Annotated in this window: 22 protein-coding genes and 1 riboswitch; of the genes, 17 read left to right on the plus strand and 5 right to left on the minus strand. The window is 60.8% G+C overall.

Annotated elements, in window-relative coordinates; translation table 11 throughout:
* Nucleotides 1–56: 56 nt before the first annotated feature.
* The 3 genes from LC094_RS16450 to LC094_RS16460 all read right to left on the minus strand — a co-directional run bounded on the left by LC094_RS16450 (nt 57) and on the right by LC094_RS16460 (nt 4,789).
* A complete protein-coding gene (locus LC094_RS16450; RefSeq protein WP_319003304.1) occupies nt 57–1,517 on the minus strand; it encodes an NAD-dependent succinate-semialdehyde dehydrogenase in 1,461 nt (486 codons plus the stop codon).
* Between the two features lie 12 nt (nt 1,518–1,529).
* Nucleotides 1,530–3,359: a thiamine pyrophosphate-binding protein gene (locus tag LC094_RS16455; protein ID WP_226553885.1), complete on the minus strand. Its 1,830-nt coding sequence runs from the start codon at nt 3,357–3,359 to the stop codon at nt 1,530–1,532.
* Between the two features lie 62 nt (nt 3,360–3,421).
* Nucleotides 3,422–4,789 (minus strand): MmgE/PrpD family protein, encoded by a 1,368-nt coding sequence (locus LC094_RS16460; RefSeq protein ID WP_226553886.1) that lies wholly within the window; start codon nt 4,787–4,789, stop codon nt 3,422–3,424.
* A 431-nt stretch (nt 4,790–5,220) separates the two neighbouring features.
* Here LC094_RS16460 and LC094_RS16465 point away from each other — a divergent pair, with 431 nt between their 5' ends.
* Together LC094_RS16465 and LC094_RS16470 are read left to right on the plus strand one after the other, a co-directional pair.
* Entirely contained in the window at nt 5,221–5,886 is a 666-nt protein-coding gene (locus tag LC094_RS16465; RefSeq protein WP_226553887.1) for an NIPSNAP family protein, read from the plus strand.
* A 24-nt stretch (nt 5,887–5,910) separates the two neighbouring features.
* Nucleotides 5,911–7,344: an FAD-dependent oxidoreductase gene (locus LC094_RS16470; protein ID WP_226553888.1), complete on the plus strand. Its 1,434-nt coding sequence runs from the start codon at nt 5,911–5,913 to the stop codon at nt 7,342–7,344.
* Between the two features lie 47 nt (nt 7,345–7,391).
* Here LC094_RS16470 and LC094_RS16475 read toward each other — a convergent pair whose 3' ends face one another.
* A complete protein-coding gene (locus tag LC094_RS16475; RefSeq protein WP_226553889.1) occupies nt 7,392–8,177 on the minus strand; it encodes an enoyl-CoA hydratase-related protein in 786 nt (261 codons plus the stop codon).
* Between the two features lie 193 nt (nt 8,178–8,370).
* On the opposite strand from LC094_RS16475, the gene LC094_RS16480 reads away from it, so the two are divergent.
* Both LC094_RS16480 and LC094_RS16485 read left to right on the plus strand, forming a co-directional pair.
* A complete protein-coding gene (locus tag LC094_RS16480) occupies nt 8,371–9,780 on the plus strand; it encodes an MmgE/PrpD family protein (protein WP_226553890.1) in 1,410 nt (469 codons plus the stop codon).
* Between the two features lie 164 nt (nt 9,781–9,944).
* Nucleotides 9,945–10,802 (plus strand): IclR family transcriptional regulator, encoded by an 858-nt coding sequence (locus tag LC094_RS16485; RefSeq protein WP_226553891.1) that lies wholly within the window; start codon nt 9,945–9,947, stop codon nt 10,800–10,802.
* A gap of 42 nt (nt 10,803–10,844) precedes the next feature.
* Here the strand turns inward: LC094_RS16485 and LC094_RS16490 are convergent, their stop codons facing one another.
* The gene (locus LC094_RS16490; RefSeq protein WP_226553892.1) at nt 10,845–11,606 is read right to left on the minus strand and encodes an SDR family oxidoreductase; all 762 of its coding nucleotides are present in this window, start codon (nt 11,604–11,606) and stop codon (nt 10,845–10,847) included.
* Nucleotides 11,607–11,972: 366 nt separating this feature from the next.
* On the opposite strand from LC094_RS16490, the gene LC094_RS16495 reads away from it, so the two are divergent.
* From LC094_RS16495 to cobF, 13 genes are all read left to right on the plus strand, one after another.
* Complete coding sequence (locus LC094_RS16495; RefSeq protein ID WP_226553893.1) at nt 11,973–13,133, plus strand: acyl-CoA dehydrogenase family protein; 1,161 nt, start codon at nt 11,973–11,975, stop codon at nt 13,131–13,133.
* Between the two features lie 71 nt (nt 13,134–13,204).
* Nucleotides 13,205–13,792 carry a VOC family protein gene (locus LC094_RS16500; RefSeq protein ID WP_226553894.1) on the plus strand — a complete coding sequence of 196 codons (588 nt, stop codon included), beginning with the start codon at nt 13,205–13,207 and terminating at the stop codon, nt 13,790–13,792.
* Nucleotides 13,793–14,016: 224 nt separating this feature from the next.
* Nucleotides 14,017–14,994, plus strand: a complete 978-nt coding sequence (locus LC094_RS16505) for a Bug family tripartite tricarboxylate transporter substrate binding protein (protein WP_226553895.1) — start codon at nt 14,017–14,019, stop codon at nt 14,992–14,994.
* A 91-nt stretch (nt 14,995–15,085) separates the two neighbouring features.
* Nucleotides 15,086–15,547 (plus strand): tripartite tricarboxylate transporter TctB family protein, encoded by a 462-nt coding sequence (locus LC094_RS16510; protein WP_226553896.1) that lies wholly within the window; start codon nt 15,086–15,088, stop codon nt 15,545–15,547.
* A 3-nt stretch (nt 15,548–15,550) separates the two neighbouring features.
* A complete protein-coding gene (locus tag LC094_RS16515; RefSeq protein ID WP_226553897.1) occupies nt 15,551–17,062 on the plus strand; it encodes a tripartite tricarboxylate transporter permease in 1,512 nt (503 codons plus the stop codon).
* A 363-nt stretch (nt 17,063–17,425) separates the two neighbouring features.
* Nucleotides 17,426–19,213 (plus strand): phosphomethylpyrimidine synthase ThiC, encoded by a 1,788-nt coding sequence (gene thiC, locus LC094_RS16520; RefSeq protein ID WP_226553898.1) that lies wholly within the window; start codon nt 17,426–17,428, stop codon nt 19,211–19,213.
* Complete coding sequence (locus tag LC094_RS16525; protein WP_226553899.1) at nt 19,210–20,142, plus strand: FAD-dependent oxidoreductase; 933 nt, start codon at nt 19,210–19,212, stop codon at nt 20,140–20,142. The genes thiC and LC094_RS16525 overlap by 4 nt, the downstream gene beginning before the upstream one ends.
* On the plus strand, nt 20,132–20,329 hold the full coding sequence (gene thiS / locus LC094_RS16530) for a sulfur carrier protein ThiS (RefSeq protein WP_096805030.1): 198 nt from the start codon (nt 20,132–20,134) through the stop codon (nt 20,327–20,329). The genes LC094_RS16525 and thiS overlap by 11 nt, the downstream gene beginning before the upstream one ends.
* Before the next feature lies 1 nt (nt 20,330).
* Complete coding sequence (locus LC094_RS16535) at nt 20,331–21,092, plus strand: thiazole synthase (protein ID WP_226553900.1); 762 nt, start codon at nt 20,331–20,333, stop codon at nt 21,090–21,092.
* Nucleotides 21,089–21,697, plus strand: a complete 609-nt coding sequence (locus tag LC094_RS16540; protein ID WP_226553901.1) for a thiamine phosphate synthase — start codon at nt 21,089–21,091, stop codon at nt 21,695–21,697. The genes LC094_RS16535 and LC094_RS16540 overlap by 4 nt, the downstream gene beginning before the upstream one ends.
* The gene (locus tag LC094_RS16545; RefSeq protein ID WP_226553902.1) at nt 21,694–22,608 is read left to right on the plus strand and encodes a HesA/MoeB/ThiF family protein; all 915 of its coding nucleotides are present in this window, start codon (nt 21,694–21,696) and stop codon (nt 22,606–22,608) included. Before LC094_RS16540 ends, LC094_RS16545 begins: the two co-directional genes overlap by 4 nt.
* 89 nt (nt 22,609–22,697) lie before the next feature.
* Nucleotides 22,698–22,925, plus strand: a riboswitch (cobalamin riboswitch).
* A gap of 31 nt (nt 22,926–22,956) precedes the next feature.
* A complete protein-coding gene (locus LC094_RS16550; RefSeq protein ID WP_226553903.1) occupies nt 22,957–23,622 on the plus strand; it encodes an energy-coupling factor ABC transporter permease in 666 nt (221 codons plus the stop codon).
* Between the two features lie 63 nt (nt 23,623–23,685).
* On the plus strand, nt 23,686–24,447 hold the full coding sequence (cobF, locus tag LC094_RS16555) for a precorrin-6A synthase (deacetylating) (RefSeq protein ID WP_226553904.1): 762 nt from the start codon (nt 23,686–23,688) through the stop codon (nt 24,445–24,447).
* The last annotated feature ends 6 nt before the right edge of the window (nt 24,448–24,453 follow it).

Below are 24,453 nucleotides of genomic sequence, written 5' to 3' on the forward strand. Positions count from 1 at the left end.
AATGCGCCCGCGCCGAGCCCCCGGCGCGAGCGCACATAGCCTGCGTCGCGAAGAGTTTAGACGCCAGCCATGCAGATGTATTTCACTTCCATGTAGTCTTCGATCCCGTAGAACGAGCCTTCGCGACCGATCCCGGATTCCTTGATCCCGCCAAACGGCACGGCCTCATTGGCCATGAGGCCGATATTGACCCCGACCATGCCGGTCTCAAGCGCCTCAGCGACACGCCAGACCCGACCGATGTCGCGGCTGTAGAAATACGAGGCCAGACCGAATTCGGTGTCATTGGCCGCAGCGATCAGATCGTCCTCATCCTTGAAGCGGAAAATCGAGGCAAGCGGACCAAAGGTTTCTTCGCGCGCGACTTTCATCGTGGCATTGGCCTCGCCAATCACTGTCGGCTCAAAGAAGCTGCGTCCCAGAGCGTGACGCTGACCACCGGCCAGAAGTTTCGCACCTTTTTCAATCGCGTCGGCGATATGTTCTTCGGTCTTCTGAACGCCACCCATATCGTGCACAGGCCCGAAGGTCGTGCCCGGCTCGAGGCCGTTGCCGACTTTGAGATCAGCCACTTTCGCGAGGAACTTCTCGACGAATTCATCATAGATGCTGTCGTGAAGGTAAAAGCGATTGGTGCCAACACAGGCCTGACCCGAGTTGCGGAATTTCGACCCCATGGCGCCCGCCACAGCGGCATCGACATCGGCGTCATCAAACACGATGAAGGGCGCGTTTCCACCCAGTTCCAGCGCAAGCTTTTTGACCGTCCCGGCGCATTGCTGCATCAGGATTTGCCCCACGCGGGTCGAGCCGGTGAAGGAGATTTTGCGCACGATGGGGTTGGAGGTGAACTCCGCCCCGATCTCACGCGAGCCGCCGGTCACGACGCTGAACAGACCTTTCGGAATGCCCGCACGATCCGCCAACTCCGCCAGAGCGAAGGCGGTGAAGGGCGTCGTGCTGGCCGGACGCACCACCATGGCGCAGCCCGCCGCCAAAGCGGCCGCGACCTTGCGGGTGATGATCGTGTTCGGGAAGTTCCACGGCGTGATTGCGGCACAGACCCCGATCGGCTGTTTGATCGTCACGATGCGACGGTCCTGCGCCGGTGTCGGGATGGTCTCGCCATAGGTGCGCCGAGCCTCCTCGGCGAACCATTCGATGAATTGCGCACCCGCCACAACTTCGCTCTTGGCCTCAGCCAAAGGCTTGCCCTGCTCCGAAGTCAGGATCAACGCCAGATCGTCGGCATTCTCGATGATCAGATCGAACCAGCGGCGGAGCAGACGCCCGCGATCCTTCGCGAGCGTCTTTTTCCATTGTGCCTGAGCCACCTCTGCCGCCTCGATCGCGCGCCGCGCCTCGGCTGCGCCCATCTGCGGGACGGTGCCCACGGTTTCCCCGGTTGCGGGGTTGATCACGGTCAGGGTCGCGCCAGTATCGGCGTCCACCCAGTCCCCGTTCACATAGGCCTGCATCCGCAGCAGGTTCGCGTCTTTCAGCGGCAAAGTGGTCATGACGTCACCCTTTTACTTCGTGTCGTCGGCTTGGAAATCGGGCATTTCAAACCCATGGTGATCCCCAGCACCCGCAATCGGACCGGCGGTCCAGGTCTCATTGAAGTCCTTCGGATAGGGATACCAGGCCGAGCGGTATTGCGGCGTTTCGATCTCGGTCGCGATGGAGAAGACGGTCGGCAGACCGCTTTCGATGGCTTTCTCAAAGGCCGGTTTGAAGTCTTCGGCTTTCTCGATGCGAATGCCGACACAGCCCATGCCCTCGGCCATCATCGCGAAATCCGGCCCCCAAAGTTCGTCCTCGCCTTTGCGGCGGGTGTCACAGAGGGATTCACGACCGTAGATCTTGAGCATCGCTTCGCGTTCGATCTGAAGCGAGCGGTTGTCGAAGACCACGGCAATGACCGGAAGCTTTTGTTCGACAGCGGTCAGCATCACGGTCGAGCGCATGATGAAGGCACCGTCGCCCAAAAGGGCAATCGCCGGGCGACCTTTGGACGCCATGGAGCCGCCGATGGCCGCGGACGCAGACCAACCCATGCGGTGCATAAAGCTCGAGTGGAACACATTGCGCGAGGAGGCACGCACAAACGGCGGGCCGTAGCTCAGCATGTGGCCGGTGTCGAAGGTGATGGTCGCATCGGGGCATTTCTCGGCCACGACCGCGCTCACATCTTCACAGACACGGGCATAGTGCAGCGGCGAAATATTCGAGGTGCGCAGCGGCTCGACGGCCTCATCAAAGGCTTTACGTTCTTTTTCGAGTACCGCGATCCAGTCGGCGCGCTCGGACACACCCGCCGCTTTCGACGCTTTGGTCAGCGCCTCAAGCGCCAGGCGCGCATCGGAATTGAGCGCCACTTCGGTCGGGTAAGCACGGCCAAGCTCGTTTTCGTCGATGTCGACATGGATCAGCTTGGTGTTGTTCGGAATGTCGAACAGGGTCCAGCCACCGGAGTCGATGTCGGTGAAGTGCGTGCCAATACCGATCACCAAATCGGAATTGCGCGCCATGTGGTTGCCGTGCAGCGTACCTGCGCGACCCACCACGCCTGCGGACAGACGGTGGTTTTCAGGGAAAGCAGCCTTACCGGCGGAGGTGGCGACCACCGGGGTGCCGGTGGCTTCGGCAAATTCCACGAGAGCGTCATGCGCGCCGGAGTTGGCGATCCCGGAGCCAAAGACCACGAGCGGACGCTCGGCCTTTTTCAAAAGCTCGACGGCGCGGTCGATACCGGCCGGATCGGCCGCCGGACGATGCACCGCCATGTAGGGGCGCGGATCGGGCAGGCTGTCCTCGGGGATCAGCGCGTGCTGAATGTCGAACGGAATGGCCATGACGACCGGACCCGGGCGGCCTGTCAGTGCGGTTTTATAAGCGCGCAGGAACATCTCGATGCAGGTGTCCGGACGCGTTGCCATGACCGCCTTTTTACAGATGCCGCGCATCACACCGGCGTAATCCTCGGGACCGGCGCGGTAGGCCTCTTCGATGCCGCCACGGTCGAACCAATGGGTCGCACCGACACCGGCCAGCACGAGCATACCGATGGATTCATAGAAGGCAGTGGCAACCGCCGGCATCACGTTGGCGTTGCCCGGCCCCACCGAAGTGGTCACGATCGGCAGAGGCGCACCGCGCTTGTGGCGCCAGTAACCATCGGCCAGCTCGACCGCCTGGTCTTCCATCTTGGCGCCGATGCATTCGATGTTGGTTTCATACACCAAAGCATCGAGCAGGCCCCAGTTGCCGTGACCGTTCACGCCAAAGGCAAATTCCGTGCCCATCTGGTCCAGCAGGCGCGCAATGCCCTGCGACACGGTGATCATTTTCTTTTCCATGATGTCGTCCTTTTGATTTCCCTACGTGTGTGGCCGCGCCTCCCGCGCGCACCGCTCACGTCTCAGTCATTGAAAATTGTGGTGCAGGTCGGCAGAGCGTCCGCCGAGGGCAGCGTCTCGATGCGTTGCAACAGATCGAACAGATCCCGCGCCTCATCTTCGCCATGCGTGAACTGGGTACAGTCGCGGAATTTGCCCCAAAGCTCCTCTGTCGTCAGAGGTTCGGCGGCATAGCCCGGAATGGTCGCAATCGGCCCGCTGTCGAGCACTTCGCCGCTCTTGAGCGTCATCACGACGCGCTCGGTGGGCGAGAACACGGGATCGCGCGGATCTTCTTCGTCGATCGGAATGAGCGTCACTTTCGGATAAAAGGCCTGCATATCGTCGCGCAGAACCACCTCATCCTTGATCTCCGGGGGCCCGAATTTTTTGAGGATCACGGCGGCGGCGATGCCAAAGGGCCCGCTGAACTGCGCCTGATACATGTTTTTCGGCTGATGATGCACGAGGACGGTGGTCTGGCCACGGCCCATATGCACCTCGACCTTTTCGACATCTTCGGGATCGATGTCGCGGCCTTCGAGCATTTTCAAAGTGCCCTCGAAAGAGCGATGCGAGAAGAAGCAGCTCGGGTGCATTTTAAACTGAAGCTTCTGACGCGGCAGATACCAGTCCTTGCCGAGTTGACAGGGGCTTTCGCGATCCGGCGTACCGCCGGAGGAAAACGCCGTCAGATAGCCCTGCGCATTTTCAAGCGCGTCCGGCCCACCGGTCATGCCCGCATCCGCAAGACGTGCCGCGATCAGACCGTCCCGCGCAGCTTTGCCGGAGTGGTAGCCCTTGGTCATCGAGCCGAAGTTGGAGAACAACCCGCCCGCGTGGCTGGCCGAAATGGCAATCGCCATCTGGGCTTTTTCCGCCGAAAGCTTGCGCAACACAGAACAGGCGGCGGCGGTCGCGACCGGACCCAAAAGCGCCGTCGGGTGCCAGCCTGCCTTGTGGTAATATTTGTTGCGGCGCCACACCTCGCACCAGACTTCATAGCCTGCGACAAACGCCGTCACCATATCCTCGCCGGTCGAGCCCAGCAGCTCAGCCTCCGCGAGAATGGCCGGAATGATCACACCGCCCGGGTGGCCCGATGCGGTTTGACAACCGTAATCCAGCGCATGCGCGATGGCCCCGGCCAAAAGTGCGGCAGAGGGTCCATCGACCTTTTGCGCGGACAGGCAGGCGCGGGCTTCTTGGACACCCGAAAGGTCAACAAGAGTCTCGCGCAACACGTCGGACAGAGGCAAATCGACCCCCGCCATGATCACACCGACAGTATCGGTAAAAGCGTCGCGCACTGTGGGCAACAACTCGGACGGCAAGTCTTCATACCGAAGATCGGCAAGAAAACGGCCAATATCAGCGGTCAATGCAACCATTTTGGCTTCTCTCCCTCGTACGTTTTTAGCGTGTGGACATTGCTGTCCGGCACGAAGGGACCGACCACTCAAACACCGACCCGGTCGCGTCAGTCACGCGTCCCGTTTGGCCCGGCGCCAAAATGCTTATCTCCTCCTGCTTTAAATCTAATCCCATATAATGACATTAATTGTCAACGCTCGAATTCAATATTCCAGAGAGGCCCGTCGCCTTTCGCCGCCGGAGCGCCGAAAGACACCCCTGCAGAAAACCACCAAATATTCATTTTTATCAACAAATATGAGCCTCTGCATGACCCCGAAAGGACCTCGGAAACAACTTCGAGAAAAAGAAAAAAACAGCACCCCGCATGTTTGCTTTTAATTTTCCCAATAAGTGAGATAGAGTTATAGATCAGAAATCGAACCCAAAGAGCGGGAGGAGCTTGGGGATGTGGAACAAGCCAATTGTCGAAATCCGGACGGAAGAATTCACGCGCGGGTGCCTGCCGGACTATCTGGACCGGCATAAACGCCTCGCCCTTCCGACCCTCACGGCAGAGATGGGACGGCCTATGGCCTATTTCATCACGCTGGTCGGGCGCATCAACTGCGTCACTCAGCTTTGGGGATTCGACAGCCTCGATGAGCGCCATGAAGCGCAGATGCGGATCGAATCCACCTCCGACTGGAAAGACTACCTCAAAACCTCCGAGGGCATTTTGCGCTTTACAACGAGTCGCCTCACCCGCCGCGTGGTGTTGGGCGATGCCGATCAAGGTGCGGAGGACGCACGCGCCAAGCCGGTCGTGGATTTTCGCACCTACAAGATCGACCACGGCAAGATGGGCACGTTTCTTCAGACCAGTGAAGACCACGCCCTGCCCGTGATGCGCCGCCATATTGGGCCGCCGCTTGGCTACTATCTGAACATCTCCGGCGACACGAATGAGATCACCCACCTGTGGGGCTATGACGGCATGGGCGACATGGAAGCCCGCCGGGAATCGCGCAACGCTGATCCGACCTGGCGCAACTACCTCGAGGCCTCTCACGGCATCTACGAGCGTCAGGACACGCAGATCCTGAAACGCCTGCCCCTGTTCGATGACGCCTAAGCCTCAAAGCAAAGGACCACAGCGATGAAACACTATGATGTTGTCGTCATCGGCGGAGGCCCCGGAGGCCTTGCCGCCGCCGCCCGCGCCGCAGAGACCGGGGCTTCGGTCGCTCTGCTGGAAACCCTCGACTGGCTGGGTGGCAATGCCAGCCTGTCGACGGGCTATCTGGCCTGCGTCGGCACGCAATTGCAAAAAGACTTGGGCATTGCGGACAGCGTCACCGATTTTATGGCGGATTGCGCGGCGCAATATGAGCGCGAAAAGCACAATGGCCCGCTGATCTGGGACCCTGTCCTGACCGAAGCTTACGCGAAAGAGAGCGCCAAGGCCCTCGATACGCTCCTCGAGCTGGGGGTCGACATCCAACGCGTGCTCCCGAAACCTTCGCAGCACCGCCACGATCGGATGCACGCGATCGACGACCCCGCCGAGATTGGCCGGGCCTATACCAAGCGACTGGATGCCCTGGGCGTCGACGTGCATTTCGAGACCAAAGCCCTGCGCCTGATCACTCAGGACGGGCGCGTCACCGGCGTCACGGCGGAGCATGCCGACGGCAGCCCCCGTAGTTTCGGAGCGACCAAAGGCGTTATCCTCACCACCGGCGGCTATCAGGGCAATTACGAATTGCGCAGACGGCATCAACGCGAGGATGAGATCAACGGCTATCTCAGCGGCGTTGCGACCTGTGGTGGCATGGGCCACGTGGCGGGCGCGGCGCTTGGGGCCGATCTGATCAATATGGATTACATCCAACCCATGGTGGTGATCCCCTCCCTTCTGGCCGAGGATGCCATCGCCGTGAACCGTGCCGGTGAGCGATTCCACGACGAAACCGGCAAATATTCCGGCCGCGTCGCCGCGCTTGCGGCGCAGGACGAGGGGTTTGGCTATTACATCATTGATGCCGAGACGCGCGCCCTGAAAGCGGATTTGGTCGAGAAGATGCCGGAACCCGCCGTGACCTGTGATACGCTGGACGCACTTGCGCATCGGATTGGCGTGGACGCAGGTAACCTCACGGACACCGTGGCCTCATGGAACGCCTTTCTGAAGAGCGACTTGGAGAAAGACCCGCTCTTCGGGCGCATGATCCTGCCGAAAGAGCGCCGCGCGCTTGGGACGCCGCCCTACTCAGCGCTGCGCATGGTGCGCAGCACGACGTTCACCTGGGGTGGCATGGCGGTCACAACAGATATGCAGGTGGTCAACGTGCTGGGCGAGCCGATCCCCGGCCTTTTCGCCGCAGGCGACGCCATCGGTGGAATCAATGTCGTGTCGGGCATGGGGGGCGTGCATATCGCGGCCGCCTTGGCGCTTGGCGGTGTGGCGGGCGAAAAAGCCGTGACCGGACCGCAAGCCGCGCCCCATTTGACCGCGCCCGCCCAAGCACGGGATTTCGTGACAACACAAACCCCGCGCATGGCGCTTTTCGATCTTGAGGATCGCGGCTGAGACTGACGCGACCTGCGGACTAAAACCCGTCCGCAGGTCGCCATGGCTCACTTACCGGTAAAACTGGGCTTTCGCTTTTCGAGAAAGGCGGTCATGCCTTCGGTCTGATCGTCGGAATCGAACAGGATCTGAAATGCTTTGCGCTCCAACAGCATCGCAGTTTCAAGAGAGGCATCGCCCCCCGTCTGAATGACTTCCTTGATCGCCTTGATCGCCAGCGGCGGCATTTTGGTGATGCTCGTGGCCAGCTCCAAAGAACGCTCCAAAGCCGCACCATCGTCGGTCAGCTCGGAAATGAAGCCCATGCCATAGCCATCCTCAGCCGGAATGAGATCGCCGGTCATGGCAAAGCGCATCGTCAGATATTTGCCGATGGTGCGCAACAGACGCTGGGTGCCGCCGGCGCCGGGCATGACGCCAACGCGCACCTCCGGCAGACCAAATTTCGCCGTTCGCCCCGCAACGATCATGTCGCAGGACAGCGCCAACTCGCAGCCGCCCCCCAGCGCATAAGCTTCGACAGAGGCAATCACCGGTTTGGTCATCCGGCGCAGCACGGTAAACAGGCGATCCGTCACCAGAACCGTGTGCTCGGTAGGCGTGATATGTGCCATCTCGCCGACATCCGTACCCGCAACGAAACAGCCCTCCGCCCCGGTCAAAACAATGACCCGCGCCTCAGCTTTCGCCTCAAGCGCCAAAAGCGCATCCGTCAGCTTGTCTTTCACCTCGAGATTGAGCGCGTTTTTCCGATCCGGCCGATTCACCGTCACCACGAAGACGCCCGCCGCGGCCTCCTCCACCAACACGACGTCTGCTACGGTCGCATTCATCTCAGTCCCTCCCAGGAGTATATAAACATTAAATCTCATTATATGAGACTATATAAATTCTACAAGTCGCCTTCTTTCACTGAAAACAGAAAACTCTCATGTAGACATTTGGTAAAAAGTTTGTTCTTTCTCACATTGGGAGATATTTTTACAACTCGCGCCTCTTTCGCGCTGAATTGAAAGGGAGGTTCACATGACATCATCACCGCAAGAGGCAGGCTTTGCCCTCGAAGAGGCTGTCGCCGAGTTTGTCGTCAACTTTCAATATAAGGACATCGACACGGGCTCCATGCCCGCCGTCAAGGCCATCCTGAAAGACCAACTCGCGCTTCAGGTCGGCGCCGTCGATCTGCCCTGGTCCATCGAGGCCCGCAATTTCCTCGACGCCCCGCGCCCCGGCAAGGCCTCTGTCGTGACCGAACACACCACTATTGCGCCCGCCGACGCGGCCTATATCAACGCGACCTACGGCCACGGGTTCGAATATGACGATGTCGCCAGCAACGGCCATCCGGGGTGCTGCGTCGTCCCCACCGCTTTGGCGGTCGGCGAAGAGGTCGGTGCGACGATCGGCGAGACGATCGAGGCGATGGTCGCGGGCTATGAGGTCTTTGTGCGGGTCGGACGACTGGCCGCGCCCGATCTTGTGAACAACGGCTGGCACGCCCATGCCGTGCTCGCCAATTTCGGCGCCGCTGCCGTCGCCGCCAAGCTGTACAAGCTACCGAAAGACAAGGTCGTCCATGCGCTGGCCATCGCTTTGAGCCACGCGTCTGGCACCACTGAATACACGAAAAGCGGCGGCTCGATCAAACGCGTGCACGCCGGGATCGCGGTGCGCAACGGCATCGAATCCGTCAAACTCGCCATGGCTGGGATCACCGGTCCGAAGAAATTCCTGACCGGGCCGAAAGGCTTTTTCCGGAATTTCATCAAACGGGACGCCGTCGAGGCCGATGCCAAACTGGCCTTTGCCGCAGGTGAGCCGCTGCGCGTCTCCGGCACTTGGCTGAAACCCTATTGCTGCTGTGGCGCGCACCATCCCTATATCGATGCCATGGCTGCGCGTTCCGGTCGTGTGGCGGAGATCGAGGCCGTCACCGCACGGGTTCAGGCCATGACGCGCACGCTGGCAGACAATCCGCAGGCGCAACAAAACGGCACGACCAACATCGAGGAATTGCAATTCAGCCTTGCCCTCGAAATGGGCCTCGCCGCCCTTGGGAAAGGCAACGGATATGCCACCCACCGTGCATTTCTCGATGGGAATCTCGACATTGGGCCCACCTCCGACGTGGTCGATTTTGCGCGCCGCATCACGGTGGAACATGCGCCCGATCTGGACGCGGCCTATCCGTTCAACTTCGTGGGCGATTTGCGGATCACCTATGGCGACGGCACGGTTGAAGAGGTTTTCATGGATGGCGCCAAAGGCATGCCCAACCATCCGTTCACCGATGCAGAACATCGTGAAAAGCTCAATGAGCTGACCTTTGGTGTTCTCGGCGAAGCTCAGGCCACCGCCCTCTTCGACCTGATCGAAGCCTTCGACCCGAGTGCCCCCGTGACCGCTCTCACCGATCTGGTGAAACCCTCGGCCTAATGGCCGGGGGCGCCGCCTCGTACTTTCGTACGTGCCAAGCTCAAAACTGAGACTGCTAGACATAATGGACCATTATCCAATATAATGATATTTAATCACGTTATTCATGGCCCGAGACGCGTCTTCACGGCACGCGCCGCACCTCTTAAAAAATGTAGTATCATATGACCAAGACACCTGAGAGCACCGCCACCGTCCCCACCAAAGAGGCTGAGGAAAAAACGCGCGGCGGCGCGATGGGGGCAAACAGTCTGGTACGCATGCTGAGCCTGCTCGACATGTTCACGCCGTCCTCGCCCTCTTGGTCCAGCGACGCGCTGATCAGCGCCTTGGGCACATCGCGGTCTACGGGCTATCGCTACATCAAGGCCCTCGCCGACATCGGTCTTTTGACGCCGGTGGCCGAAGGCAATTACATGCTCGGGCCGCGCATCATTGAGCTCGACCTTCAAATCCGCAACTGCGATCCGCTTTATAACGCCGCCGGTCCCCTGTTGAAAAAACTTGTGGAACAAACACAGTTTTCGAGCATCGCCTGCGCGCTCTATAGTGGCTCCGTGCTTTGTGTCCGCGAAGAGCTGTCGCCCACCAGCCCGTCGCGCATGCTGTCCCGTGGCCAGAAACGCCCGCTGTTTCGCGGCGCGGCGTCGAAAATCATTCTGGCGCATCTCGGCCCGCACCAGCTGCGCAGCATTTTCAACAAGCACAAAGACACCATCGCCACCTCCGGCCTCGGCGCCGATTGGGCCAGCTTTCGCTCGAACCTGAGCGACATTCGTCGCGCCGGTCATACGGTCACTGTAGGCGAGTTCAATTCAGGCGTCATCGGCGTGGCCGCCCCCGTGCTCAACCACGCGGGTCAAATTCTCGGCAGCGTCGGCATTGCCGGACCGGAAGAGAAATTCGACCGCGCGGAGCTCGATCGGATTGTAGAACTGGTGATGGATGCCGGGCAGAAAGTCACGGAACGTGTGGGGCTTGTCGCCTCCGGGACGGATCGCCCGGCCCGCTCCGTCGGATAAATCGCGCCCGACTCCGCCAGGCATGGCCGGGCGCGCGATGTCTCAAATCAAAGCTTTGGTATAGCCGCCATCGACCTGAAGGTTTTCGCCGGTGATGAACCCTGCAAGATCCGAGGCGAAAAAGGCCACGGTCGCGCCCAGTTCCTCAAGCGTACCGGGACGTTTCAGAGGGATGCGGCTGATCCGCTCATCGACGCCCTTGTGGAAATTGCGGTAGGTCTCGGAGACGACAACCGCGGGGGCCACCGAGTTCACTGTGACATTATACTGCGCCAATTCCATCGCGAGATGCTTCAACGCCGCCTGCACGCCAGCGCGGAACACGGTCGAGAGCGCATGGTTCGGCAGCGGCTCCTTGATCGACGCCGAGGTGATCGCAACGATCCGCCCCCAGCCATGGTCAATCAAAAGCGGCGCAAGTTTGCGCAGCACCAACAGCGCGCCTTTCAGCTGCAACTGATAGGCATCTTCCCATCGCTGATCGTCGGTTTCCTGGATGAAATCCACCATCGGACGTGGCGGCGGCGGGGTGTTCAACACGAGAATCTGCATGCCGCCGGTCTCTTCGACATAGGATTTGAGCTTTTCGACATCCTCCGCCTTGGAAATATCGCCCGTCACGAACTCCACTTTCGCACCCGGAATTTCCAACAAGCTCTCCCGCGCTGCCGTCAGCTTTTCGGCACTGCGCGCAAAGAGCACAAGCTCGACACCCTCCTGAGCCAAACTTTTGGCGGCGGCGAAACCAAGTCCCTGACTGGCTCCGATCACGACCGCGCGTTTGCCGGAAATCCCTAAATCCATATCGTCCTCCCATTGATTCCATGGACAAGCCTACGTGATCCTAGCCTCAACAGAGAAGCGCCACGTTCATTTTTCAATCTTATTATATAGGATTATCTTTTACAACACATCTGACAGGCCGTTTTTGCGGAGGCAAACGGACCCACAAAAGCAAATTATTCTCAACAATATCAAAAAACTAACACAGTATATCCCATGAATTTTAGCGCACCAAGAGCGCGTGACGGGAACGAAATATGCTCCACCTGCATTATTTTATCCTACTAATTGAGATTACATACATGTATAAACCTCGTGAGTTCGCTCGATGAGCCTGTGCGGTACGCCGCCACAGGATCGTTGTTGAAATACTAGGAGGAGGAATGAATGGACTTTTCATTCACAGAAGAACAACAGCTGTTTGCTGACAGCGTCCGTCGCTTTGCCGAGGACAAACTCAAAGACGGCGCTCTGAAACGTGCGCATTCCAAGGAATACCCTTGGGAAGTCGCCAAGATGCTCTCGGAGCAAGGCCTGCTCGGCATCACCCTCAAGGAAGAGGACGGCGGCATTGGTGGCACGTTGATGGATGCCGTCATCGCCATTGAACAAATGTCCCTCGTCTGCCCGAAAAGCGCGGACATCATTCAGGCGGGCAACTTTGGCGCGATCCGCACCTTTGCCGAATACGCCAATGATGAGCAAAAAGAGAAATGGCTGCCGGGGCTTTTGTCCGGCGAGATTGTCATTTCTCTGGGCATGTCAGAACCCGACGCGGGCTCTGCGGCGACGGACCTTAAAACCACCGCGAAAGAAGACGGCGACCATTATGTGATCAAAGGCCAGAAAGTGTTCGGCACGCACAGCCGTGACGCCTCGCTCTTTCTGATCTACTGCCGCTTTGGCCCCGGCCTCGACGGCATCGGCTCGCTGATCATCGAGCGCGGCACCGAAGGGTTTACCGTCGGCGAACCCGCCGAATTCATGAGCGGCGAAGAATGGTGCCCGCTCTATTTCGACAATGTGCGCGTGCCGAAAGAAAACCTTTTGCTCGGGCCGGGCGGCTTCAAACGTCAGATCGCCGCGTTCAATGCCGAGCGCATCGGCAACACCGCCCGCTCCCTTGCGATCGGTCGTCACGCCTATAATCTGGCCCGCGACTACGTGATGGAACGCTCGCAATTCGGTCGTCCGCTTTGTGAATTCCAGGGTCTGCAATGGAAATTCGCCGATATGGCGATGAAACTCGAATCCGCGCAGCTTCTGCTCTACAAAGCCGCAGTCGGCGCCGACAAAGGCCTGCCTTCGGCCTATGACACGACGCTGGCGAAAATGGCCTGTAACCAGATCGGTTTCGAAGTGGCCTGCGAGGCGGTGCAATGCATGGGCGGCACGGGCTATACCCGCGAAACGCTTGCTGAATATTGCATGCTGCGCACCAAAGGCTGGATGATCGCGGGCGGTTCCGTCGAGATGATGAAAAACCGCATGGCGGAATTCATCTTTGACCGCCGCTTTAGCCAGCGCCCGCCGAAACCGGCGAATTAAGACGTGAAATCGATTGTCCCCTCTGGCACGGTCCTGAGGGGGCAATCTAAATGGGTTTGGAGGAGCTCACCATGACGATCACAGCTATGCCCCCGCGTTTTCTGGGAGACCGCGTTCAGCTTGCCTATGTCGTGCGCGACCTAGATGCGGCGCTGTCCTATTGGACGGATGTCATGAAGGTCGGGCCTTTTGTGGTCATCGAAAGCGCGAAAGGCAATCGCAAGATCATGCATCGTGGCGAGGAGACCGCGCTCGATTTCACCCTCGCCTTCGCCTATATGGGCGAGACGCAGATCGAGGTCATCACCCCGAAAAATGATGCCCCCTCCTCCTATAAAGAGTTCCTCGACAGTGGCCGCGAGGGCCTCCACCATGTCGCCTATTGGCCGGAAGACATGCCAGGTGCCTGTTCGCATTTGGAGCGCCACGGATTCAAACCTGTCACCGCCGTCCTCGCCCCGGATGGGGATCGCTCGGTCGTCTATTACGACGCGCCCTCTGCGGTCGGCGCGATGGTCGAATTGTTGCCGATGAACGCTGAGCGTATGGCCTACTACAGTCGCATCCAAAAGCTGAGCGCCACATGGGATGGGGTGACGCGGCCTGTACGCCGCTTTGCGGATCGCGCGGAATTTCTGGCATCTGACGAGGGGCTGTAAGCCCTTCGGCCTGCCGCAAGCGCCACCCCTCTCACAGCAGAACGCCAAACGAACTGTCGTGTAGCACGCACAGTTTGAACGCGCGCGACCGATCCAGATCACGCTCCAACCTGCCCATCCGATCACGAGAGCCCCCATCATTAATATTTTACAAATCCCATATTGTGAGATATAAGATTGATTGGGTTGCGCAGGGAGAGCGCGCCCGACAAAGGGAGGAAATAATGACAAATCGTAAAGTTGTGACTGCATCCATTGCAGCGGCCATCACCATAGCCGGAGCGGTGCAAGCTCAGGATTACCCAACACAATCCATCGATGTGATCGTACCTACATCTGCAGGGGGATTGACGGATTTGCTTGTCCGCACCGCCGCACAGCATATGTCGGAAGAGCTCGGACAGCCGCTTGTGATCGAGAATCGCCCTGGCGCTGGCACTGTCGTCGGCATCACCGCTGCGATGAAGGCCGATCCGAATGGCTACACGCTCGTGACCCCGCCCGCATCAGGATTTTCCATTAATCCCAATTTGCGGGATTTGGAATACGATCCCGTTGCGGACTTTGAAGGCATCTGCCTGATGGGCGGCGCGCCCAGCATTCTGGTGGTAAACCCCGAGCTTGGGATCACAAATTTCGAAGAGTTTTTGGCCAAGGCCACCGCAGACGAGCTGCTCTTCGCCTCCGCAGGCCCCGGCACACCGTCGCATCTCGTGCAGGAGCTTCTGAAGATCGAGCTCGACAAAGGCGGCGTCGAGACTGATTTCGTCCACGTGCCCTATAAAGGCACGGCCCAAGCCGTCACGGATGCAATCGGTGGCCACGCGCAGGTTCTGTTTGAATCGCCCGGTCCGCTGATCGGCGGCATCAAGGCCGGTCAACTCGTGCCGCTTGGCGTCTCGAGCCCCAAACGTCTGGCCGCCCTGCCCGATGTGCCGACATTCGCGGAGCTTGGCTATCCGGGTGTCGAGTTGATCGGTTGGGTCGGCATGGCCGCCCCCAAAGGCACGCCGAAAGAGATCATCGACACGCTCGGCGCGGCCTGTCTCAACGCCACGAGCACGCCGGAATATGCCAAGATGGCCGAGGACAACGGGCTTCAGGTCTTTACCGCCGGACCGGCCGAATTTGACACTTGGATCGCCGATCAGATCCAGCACTACGGTGCTCTGGTCGAGGCCGCCGGTCTCGAAAAAGAGTAAGTCGTCGCGCGCGGGCGCCCTAAAACCGGGCGCCCCGTCACCGCCGTTTCAAAGGATCACCTCCCTTTGAAAACACGACAGGATTCGACCTATGAAATCACCAGACATGAGAGACATCGCCAGCGGTGTGACACTGATTGCCATCGGCCTTTTCGCGGCGATCTACGCCTATGCCAACTACCGCATGGGCACCGTGACACGGATGGGGCCCGGCTTTGTGCCGTTCTGGCTCGGCTGCATCGTTGCGGGCCTTGGCACTTTGATCGCGGTCTTGCCCTTTCTGAGCGCCCGCCGCGATACGATCGAGCCCCCACCCTTTCACCCCCGCCCGTTGATCGCGATTCTCGTGGCCGTTCTGTTGTTCGCAGGCCTCGTCACACGGATCGGTTTGGTGCCCACGACCCTCATCGTCACCTTTGTCTCGGCGCTCGCTGAACGCGGTTTCGATCTCAAACGCACCGCAATGCTCGCCGTGACCTTGGCCGCGTTGATCTGGGTGATCTTTCTTCTTTTGCTCGACATGCGCCTGCCGGCCATCGTCCTACCGGGGTAAGTCATGGACATTTTCACGACACTCTACGGCAATCTCGCGCTCGGCTTCGGCGAAGCGCTGACGCTGTCCAACATGTGGTACTGCCTTCTGGGCGTGTTCCTTGGGTGTATGGTCGGGGTTCTGCCCGGCCTCGGTTCGCTCATCGCGATCTCGCTTTTGCTGCCGATCACCTTTCACATCCCTACGAGCGGCGCTTTGATGATGCTGGCGGGCGTGTATTTCGGCTCGGATTACGGTGGGGGGACCTCTTCCATTCTGTTGGGGGTTCCCGGCCATGCGGCGGCCGCCGTCGACGTGCTCGACGGCTACCCGATGACCCAACAAGGCCGCGGCGGCATCGCGCTCTTCATGAAATGCGTCGCCTCCTTTTTCGGCGCCACTGTCGGCATCCTGCTCCTCGCGCTTTTGGCGCCTGCGCTGGCCAGTGTGGCATTGAAATTCGGCCCCGGCGAATATGCCGCCCTCTTGCTTTTGGGGTTGATCGCCTCGGCCACGGTCGGCCAGGGGTCACCGCTCAAAGGCATCGCCGTCATGTTGGTGGGCATTCTGATCGGCACCATCGGTCTCGATATTTCCTCGGGCCTGCCGCGCTTTACCTTCGGCATTTCCGAACTTGAGGATGGGGTCAATCTGGCCGTGCTCGCGCTTGGGCTTTTTGCCATCACGGAGCTTGTCAAATCCTGCGGGCAGGGCCGCAAGAAAGTCGCTGAGCAAAAATTCGGCCTGCGCGATCAGCTTCCGACACGCGAAGATTGGCGACGGTCTGTCGGCCCGATGCTGCGCGGGTCGGGCTTGGGCGCGACCTTTGGTGCGCTTCCCGGCACCTCCGGCGGGCTCGCCACCTTCCTCGCCTATTCCATCGAAAAACGGATTTCGCGCAACCCCGAACGCTTCGGCAAAGGCGCCATCGAAGGGATCGCCGCCCCCGAGGCGTGTAACAACGCGGGCATCGGCGGGGCGTTCATCCCGACCCTGACGCTGGGCATTCCGGGCGATCCGATCATGGCGCTTTTGCTGGGCGCGATGATGATGCAAGGCATCGTTCCGGGGCCGCAGGTGGTGACCGAATACCCCGATCTGTTCTGGGGTCTGATTGCGAGTTTCTGGATCGGCAACGTTCTTTTGGTGATCCTCAACATCCCGCTTATCGGCCTGTGGGTGCGCATTCTCGCGATCCCCTACAGCCTGTTGTTCCCGGCGATTGTGATGTTCACCTGTATCGGCGCCTATAGCGTTCACAACAACGTCTTCGACGTTTTGGTGCTCAGCATCTGCGGCCTCATCGGCTACCTGATGCTCCAGCTCCGCTTCGAAGCCATCCCGCTTTTGCTCGGCTTCATTCTCGGACCGAGCCTTGAGGAGAACTTCACCCGGTCAATGACCATCTACCGGGGCGATTTCACCACCTATTTCGAACGCCCCATCACCGCCAGCATCCTGCTTGTCACACTTGCGCTGGTGGTTTGGACCTTCTGGATGGCCAGTCGAAAGCCGTCCCGACCACAGGAGGCATAAGCCTCCCTTAAGCACCGAGGATGCGCCAAAGACCCTCTCTGGCGCGCCCTTTCCCACACCGCCGCGGGGCATCACGAAATTTGTTTTTCGCGTTGACAGCCCCGCGTCACAACGAGACTATGACGACACGTCAGGGGAGTCCCGCCTAGGGGACTGAGAGGCAGACAGGGGGAAACCCCGGTGACGCGACCCTTAGAACCTGACCCAGTTGACACTGGCGTAGGAAGACCGAAGGGCATCTCCGCAATCTCTTACACGAGGGCGGTCCTTTCGGGCCGCATGGCCCATTTGCGTTTGGACGCAGGGGCGGCGGTCCATGTCTGCTACCCGTTTCACTTGGGTCTCACATATGAGGAGACCGAAATGAAAGACACTATTCCCACCATCACCACCGGGGCTTTGCCTGCATCGCAGAAAATCTATGTGCATGGCGATCTGCATGAGCTGCGCGTGCCGCTGCGTGAAATCGCGGTGACGGGCGAGGCGCCCCTCCGGGTCTATGACAGCTCCGGCCCCTACACCGACCCAGCGGCCCAGATCGACATTGCCCAAGGCCTGCCCGATGTGCGCGGCGGTTGGCAACATCAGCGCGGCGATGTCGAAGAATACGAGGGCCGCGCGGTGACCGAGGCCGACAATGGTTTTGCCACCGGCGAGCGCCTGACACCCGCCTTCCCGCATCAACGCGCGCCCTTGCGTGCCGTGGGAGAGCGTGCCGTGACCCAGCTGGCCTATGCCAAGGCCGGGATCATCACGCCGGAGATGGAATTCGTCGCGATCCGCGAGAACGAAGGCCGTCTGTCGGGCGCGAAAACCGATGGCGAAGCCTTTGGCGCCACCCTGCCCGAACTGGTCACACCCGAATTCGTTCGTCAGGAGATCGCCGAAGGCCGGGCTATTATTCCCGCCAACATCAACCACCGCGAATTGGAGCCGATGATCATCGGGCGCAATTTCAAAGTGAAGATCAACGCCAATATCGGCAACTCCGCCGTCACCTCTTCGATGGAGGAAGAGGTCGAGAAAATGGTCTGGGCGATCCGTTGGGGCGGCGACACAGTGATGGACCTCTCGACGGGGCGCAACATCCACAACATCCGCGACTGGATCATCCGCAACGCGCCTGTCCCCATTGGGACCGTGCCGCTTTATCAGGCGCTGGAAAAGGTCGGCGGCATTGCCGAGGACCTGACGTGGGAGGTCTTCCGCGACACTTTGATCGAGCAGGCGGAGCAAGGCGTCGACTATTTCACCATCCACGCGGGCGTGCGGCTTCACATGATCCCGATGACCGCCAAACGCGTCACCGGCATCGTCTCGCGCGGCGGGTCGATCATGGCGAAATGGTGCCTGCACCATCACCGTGAGAGCTTTCTCTACGAGCATTTCGACGAGATTTGCGACATCTGCCGCCGTTATGACGTGTCGTTTTCCTTGGGCGACGGACTGCGCCCCGGCTCGATTGCCGACGCCAATGACGAGGCGCAATTCGCCGAACTGCGCACGCTGGGTGAGCTTACCAAAATCGCCTGGGCCAAGGATTGCCAGGTGATGATCGAAGGCCCCGGTCACGTGCCGATGCACAAGATCAAGGAGAATATGGACGAGCAGCTCAAGCATTGCCACGAGGCGCCGTTCTACACGCTCGGGCCGCTCACGACCGACATTGCGCCGGGCTATGATCACATCACCTCCGCCATCGGCGCGGCGATGATCGGCTGGTTCGGCACCGCGATGCTCTGCTACGTGACGCCGAAGGAACACCTTGGCCTGCCCGACCGCGACGATGTGAAAACCGGGGTGATCACCTACAAACTCGCCGCCCATGCCGCCGATCTCGCCAAAGGTCATCCGGGGGCGCAACTGCGCGACGATGCATTGTCACGCGCGCGGTTTGAATTCCGCTGGGAGGATCAGTTCAACCTCGGCCTCGACCCGGATACGGCGCGTGAAATGCACGACGAAACCATGCCGAAAGAGGCGCATAAGGTGGCGCATTTCTGTTCCATGTGCGGGCCGAAGTTCTGTTCGATGCGGATTTCTCACGACATCCGTGCCGAAGCGGCCAAACAGGAAGGCATGGCCTCCATGGCGGAAAAATTCCGCGAGGGCGGGGAACTCTACATTCCTGCTGCGGAACCGGCCGAATGATCTCGATCCTTGGATCAGGCGTGGCGGGGCTTTGCGTCGCCACCGCCCTCATGGACGCGGGGGTCGAGGTCGAGGTGATATGCCCCGACACCGCCCCCGCGCCCGCCTCCCGTTTGGCGGGCGGGATGCTGGCCCCGTTTTGCGAGGGTGAAAGCGCCCCTGACATCATCGTCACGCGGGGTCAGGCCGCCATCGCGTGGTGGGCCGCTCATGTGGATGTGACCCGACACGGCACGCTGGTCGTGGCCCCGCCCCGCGACGCGCAGGAACTCGACCGCTTCGCCCGTGCCACACGCGCGCATCGCTGGGTCACGCCCAATGCGTTGGAACCCGATCTCGAGGATCGCTTTGCCCGTGGCCTCTATTTCGAGAACGAAGCCCATCTCGATCCAAACGCAGCGCTCACCGCGCTCAAGCACAGGCTTCTCGCGCAGGGCGTCGTGTTTCGCGACGGCGCACCACAGGGCCGGATCGTGGACTGTCGCGGCATGTCCGCCGCCGAGACCCTCCCCGATCTGCGCGGTGTGCGGGGCGAGATGCTTGAGGTTTACACGCCCGAGGTCACGCTCTCGCGGCCCGTCCGCCTGCTGCATCCTCGGTTTCCCTGTTACATCGTGCCGCGCGGCGAGGGGCGGTTCATGATCGGGGCGACCATGGTCGAATCTTCTCGCTCCGGCCCGATCACGGCGCGCGCGGCGATGGAATTGCTCTCGGCGGCCTATAGCCTTCACCCCGCCTTTGCCGAGGCCGAAATCATCATGACCGGCGCCGACCTGCGCCCGTCTTTTCCCGACAATATCCCGGCCCTGCGCCGCAAGGACACGGGATTTCACATCAACGGCATGTATCGCCACGGCTTTCTTATGGCCCCCGTTCTGGGCATGGAGCTGGCCGGGCTTTTGACACAGGAGAGCGCCGATGCGCATTGAATTGAACGGACAGTCTGTCGAAACCACAGTCCCCACGCTGGCCGCGCTGATCACGGAGCAAAACTATGAGGCGCGCTCTGTCGCCTCTGCCGTCGACGGGCAATTCGTGCCGCGCGACGCGCGCGAAGGGATCAACCTGACGGCGGGCATGAAGATCGAGCTTCTTTCACCGATGCAAGGGGGCTGACATGTTCTACGGCACCGAGTTGAAAAACCGCCTGCTGCTCGGCACGGCGCAATACCCCTCCCCCGACATCTTGCGCGCGGCCATCGCGGCCTCTGGCACGGAGGTGATCACCGTCTCGCTTCGTCGCGAGGGCGCAGACGGCGCGGGGTTTCGTGACATTCTCAAAGACAGCGGCTGTCGCATCCTGCCCAACACGGCGGGCTGTCACAGCGCCCGCGAAGCGGTCACCACGGCGCAGATGGCGCGCGAAGTCTTTGGCACCAATTGGATCAAACTCGAAGTGATCGGCCATGCCGACACGCTGCAACCCGATCCCTTCGCCTTGGTCGAAGCCGCGCGCATCCTCTGCGCCGACGGCTTTGAGGTCTTTCCCTACACCACCGAAGATCTGATCCTCGGCGAGAAACTGATCGAGGCCGGGTGCCGCGTCTTGATGCCGTGGGGCGCGCCGATTGGCTCCGGCCAAGGGCTGCGCAACATCGAAGGCTTGCGGACCATGCGCGCGCATTTTCGCGATGTGCCTCTGGTGATCGACGCCGGGATCGGCGCGCCGTCACAAGCCGCACAAGCGATGGAAATGGGCTTCGATGCGGTGCTTTTGAACACCGCCGTGGCCAAGGCCGTCGATCCCGTGGCCATGGCAGAGGCGTTTTCCCGGGCTGTCGACGCCGGAAAACAGGCCTATGACGCGGGCCTCATGCCGCGGCGCGATATGGCTGAGGCCTCCACCCCGGTGTTCGGCATGGCGGAGCTTTTGGCATGACGCTTGATCCGTTTTATCTCATCGTCAGCCATGTCAGTCAGTTGGAACTGCTCGTGCCGCAGGGCGTGCGCCTCGTACAACTTCGGATCAAGGATCAGCCCGACGACGAAGTCCGCCGTCAAATCCGCCGCGCCCGCGATTTTTGCGCGGTGCATCGCGCGCAATTGGTAGTAAACGACTATTGGCAGGCCGCACTCGACCTGAAATGTCGCTTTGTGCACCTCGGACAAGAGGACATGGAGACCGCCGATTTTGCCGCGCTCAGGCGTGCCGGGGTCCATTTCGGACTTTCCACCCATGACGAGACAGAATTGGAGCGCGCGCTGTCGCATGACCCCGCCTATGTCGCCTTGGGGCCGGTCTATCCGACGCTTTTGAAAAAAATGAAATGGGGGCCGCAAGGGCTGGATCGGGTGCGGCGCTGGAAGGCCATGGCCGGAGACACACCGCTCGTTGGCATCGGAGGCTTGACGCCAGAGCGCCTGCCCGACCTGTTCGAAGCGGGCGCAGACAGTGCCGCCGTGGTGACCGATATCGCCACGGCCACCAACCCCGAGGCCCGCTGCGCAGAATGGATCAAAGCCACACGGGAGTATGTCAAATGAGCCGCTACGCCAGACAGATATGCCTCGCCGGTGTTGGCCCCGAAGGTCAGGCCCGCCTCGGAGCGGCGCGGGTTCTGGTCGTGGGGGCCGGCGGGTTGGGGGCAACGCTTTTGCCGCAACTCGTGGGCGCGGGCGTCGGCTTTATCCGCCTGCTCGACCCCGATCTGGTCGAGGAAAGCAACCTGCAACGTCAGACGCTTTTCCGGATGAGCGATCTCGGCCAGCCCAAAGCCCAGATCGCCGCAGATGCGCTGACCGGTCTGAACCCCGATGTCACACTGGAGGCGCATGTCGCCCGGTTGACGCCTGCCAACCTGCCGCACTGGTCGCGGGATGTCGATCTGATCGTGGATGCCGCCGACAGTTTCGCCACGAGCTATGCGCTCTCGGATCATTGCCACCAAAGCGGACAGCCGCTGATCAGCGCCTCCGTGACCGGCAGGCAAGGCTATGTCGGCGGCTTTTGCGGCGGGGCCCCCAGCCTGCGCGCGGTGTTTCCCGACCTGCCGGACGTCATGGGGTCCTGTTCAGAGACGGGCGTCATGGGGCCGGTGGTCGCCAATATTTCGGCGCTGCAAGCCCAGATGGTGCTTGCCGTTTTGCTGGGCCAAGACCCCACGCCGCTGGGACAGTTTCTATCGTTGGATCTGATGGGCTGGCGCGTCAACGGATTTCGGTTCGACAGCGCGCCGGAGCCACCTCGGGCCAGCCCCGCCGTTTTGGCGCTGGAACAGATCACGCCAGACGATCTGGTGATCGACCTGCGTGACACGCCCGACGTGGTCCCGACCCCCGACCCCGGCCAAAGGGTCGTCTTTGTCTGCGCATCGGGCCTTCGGGCTTGGCGCGCCGCGCGCGGCTTTGCCGAGACGTCTGAGGCCCATGTCGCCATCGTCGGAGTCGGCACATAGGACCTTAGCGTCGGTCACCTTATGGGAAAATTTCGAATATCTATGGCCCGGAAACGCGATCTTCACTTGACCTCATTCCCCGTCCCGCGTTTATCTGAACCCCTGTTTGGTGCCTGATGATGCGCGATGCTGAGGGCTCAATCGGGAACGGGGAAGGATGTCGCGACACGCAGCACCCAAAGCCCCGGCCGCCCCCGCGACTGTATGCGGTGAGCGCGCTCCCACACACCACTGGAGAGCCCCGTCGGGATCTCTGGGAAGGGGGAGTGGCGCTTTGACCCGCGAGCCAGGAAACCGGCCAGCAGCCACATCAACCGCCGTCGGGTGTGACGGCAAGGAGTACGCGATATGCATATTGAACCGGGCATCGTCACAGGTGCCAAAATCGTCCTGAGCTATGCCACTGCGGCAGGTGCGGGTCTCTATACCCTCAAATCCGCCATCGACACGATCCGCGAGCAAGGGCTTGGCTCTCTGATCGGGCGGGCCGTCATTGCCACCGCCGCCGTCTTCACATTCTTTCAGGTGCTGCCGCATTATCCGGTTGGCGTGTCCGAGGTGCATTTGATCCTCGGCTCGACGCTGTTTCTGATCCTGGGTGCCGCGCCCGCGGCCATCGGTCTGGCGCTTGGGTTGCTAGCGCAGGGGCTGTTCTTCGCGCCCTTCGATCTGCCGCAATACGGGATGAATGTGACGACGCTTTTGGTGCCGCTCTTCGGGCTTCAGATGCTGGCCAAACGCGTGATCGCGCCGGGCACGGCCTATGTCGATCTGCAATACCGTCAGGCTCTGGCGCTCTCGACCGCCTATCAGGGCGGGATCGTGCTTTGGGTGGCTTTCTGGGCCATCTACGGTCAGGGCGTGGCCAATGTGAGCCAGGTGATGAGCTTTGGCGCCGCTTATATGACGGTGATCCTGATCGAACCGCTTCTCGATCTGGCCGTTCTGGCGCTGGCGAAACGGGCAAAATCCCTGCAGGGCAGCGGGTTTGTCACGCCGCGCCTTTATGCCTGAGCTGAACCGTAAAAAGACAGCATACGAGGGGGGCTTCGGCTCCCCTTTTTTGAGAGGTCTACCATGATCGACTTGAGCCTGATCGGCATCGGCACCGGCAATCCTGATCACATCACCCGTGAGGCCATCACGGCGATGAATGACGCCGATCTGATCCTGATCCCTTTGAAGGGCCCGGAAAAGACCGAGCTGGCCGAGCTGCGCCGCGCGCTTTTGGCACAGCATCTGACCAATCCCGCCACGCGTCTGGTCGAATTCGATCTGCCGCACCGCGATGCCGAGGGCGCGCCCTACGCGCGGCGCGTGTCAGACTGGCACGACGCGATTGCCGAGGCCTGGGAGTGTGCGATCACCGAGGCTCTGGGACCAGACCCTGAGGCGAAAGTGGCGCTTTTGATCTGGGGCGATCCGATGCTTTATGACAGCAGCCTGCGCATCGCCGACCGGCTCAAAACGCGACTGCAGATCACACCGCGCGTCATCCCCGGTATCAGCGCGATTCAGGCGCTCTGCGCCGCCCATGCCATACCGTTGAACAGCGTCGGCGACCCCGTCACCCTCACCACCGGGCGGAAAATCCGAGATCACGGCTGGCCCGAAGGCGCGCAAACTGTGGTTGTCATGCTCGACGGCGATTGCGCCTTTCGGACCCTCGACCCCGAAGGGATCGAGATCTGGTGGGGCGGCTGCGTGGCCATGCCTCAGGAACGTCTCGTCGCCGGGCCGCTGAGCGAAGTGGCCGAGAAAATCCTCACCACCCGCGCCGCCCTGCGCGCAGACCTAGGCTGGGTCATGGACATTTACCTCATGCGTCGGAGCGGGTGATCCCGC

This window comes from Celeribacter naphthalenivorans (assembly GCF_020524585.1).
Taxonomy (GTDB): domain Bacteria; phylum Pseudomonadota; class Alphaproteobacteria; order Rhodobacterales; family Rhodobacteraceae; genus Celeribacter; species Celeribacter naphthalenivorans.

Coding starts and splice junctions, on each gene's coding strand:
- LC094_RS16450 (WP_319003304.1), bottom strand. CDS start 1,517: ATGACCACTTTGCCGCTGAAAGACGCGAACCTGCTGCGGATGCAGGCC.
- LC094_RS16455 (WP_226553885.1), bottom strand. CDS start 3,359: ATGGAAAAGAAAATGATCACCGTGTCGCAGGGCATTGCGCGCCTGCTG.
- LC094_RS16460 (WP_226553886.1), bottom strand. CDS start 4,789: ATGGTTGCATTGACCGCTGATATTGGCCGTTTTCTTGCCGATCTTCGG.
- LC094_RS16465 (WP_226553887.1), top strand. CDS start 5,221: ATGTGGAACAAGCCAATTGTCGAAATCCGGACGGAAGAATTCACGCGC.
- LC094_RS16470 (WP_226553888.1), top strand. CDS start 5,911: ATGAAACACTATGATGTTGTCGTCATCGGCGGAGGCCCCGGAGGCCTT.
- LC094_RS16475 (WP_226553889.1), bottom strand. CDS start 8,177: ATGAATGCGACCGTAGCAGACGTCGTGTTGGTGGAGGAGGCCGCGGCG.
- LC094_RS16480 (WP_226553890.1), top strand. CDS start 8,371: ATGACATCATCACCGCAAGAGGCAGGCTTTGCCCTCGAAGAGGCTGTC.
- LC094_RS16485 (WP_226553891.1), top strand. CDS start 9,945: ATGACCAAGACACCTGAGAGCACCGCCACCGTCCCCACCAAAGAGGCT.
- LC094_RS16490 (WP_226553892.1), bottom strand. CDS start 11,606: ATGGATTTAGGGATTTCCGGCAAACGCGCGGTCGTGATCGGAGCCAGT.
- LC094_RS16495 (WP_226553893.1), top strand. CDS start 11,973: ATGGACTTTTCATTCACAGAAGAACAACAGCTGTTTGCTGACAGCGTC.
- LC094_RS16500 (WP_226553894.1), top strand. CDS start 13,205: ATGACGATCACAGCTATGCCCCCGCGTTTTCTGGGAGACCGCGTTCAG.
- LC094_RS16505 (WP_226553895.1), top strand. CDS start 14,017: ATGACAAATCGTAAAGTTGTGACTGCATCCATTGCAGCGGCCATCACC.
- LC094_RS16510 (WP_226553896.1), top strand. CDS start 15,086: ATGAAATCACCAGACATGAGAGACATCGCCAGCGGTGTGACACTGATT.
- LC094_RS16515 (WP_226553897.1), top strand. CDS start 15,551: ATGGACATTTTCACGACACTCTACGGCAATCTCGCGCTCGGCTTCGGC.
- thiC (WP_226553898.1), top strand. CDS start 17,426: ATGAAAGACACTATTCCCACCATCACCACCGGGGCTTTGCCTGCATCG.
- LC094_RS16525 (WP_226553899.1), top strand. CDS start 19,210: ATGATCTCGATCCTTGGATCAGGCGTGGCGGGGCTTTGCGTCGCCACC.
- thiS (WP_096805030.1), top strand. CDS start 20,132: ATGCGCATTGAATTGAACGGACAGTCTGTCGAAACCACAGTCCCCACG.
- LC094_RS16535 (WP_226553900.1), top strand. CDS start 20,331: ATGTTCTACGGCACCGAGTTGAAAAACCGCCTGCTGCTCGGCACGGCG.
- LC094_RS16540 (WP_226553901.1), top strand. CDS start 21,089: ATGACGCTTGATCCGTTTTATCTCATCGTCAGCCATGTCAGTCAGTTG.
- LC094_RS16545 (WP_226553902.1), top strand. CDS start 21,694: ATGAGCCGCTACGCCAGACAGATATGCCTCGCCGGTGTTGGCCCCGAA.
- LC094_RS16550 (WP_226553903.1), top strand. CDS start 22,957: ATGCATATTGAACCGGGCATCGTCACAGGTGCCAAAATCGTCCTGAGC.
- cobF (WP_226553904.1), top strand. CDS start 23,686: ATGATCGACTTGAGCCTGATCGGCATCGGCACCGGCAATCCTGATCAC.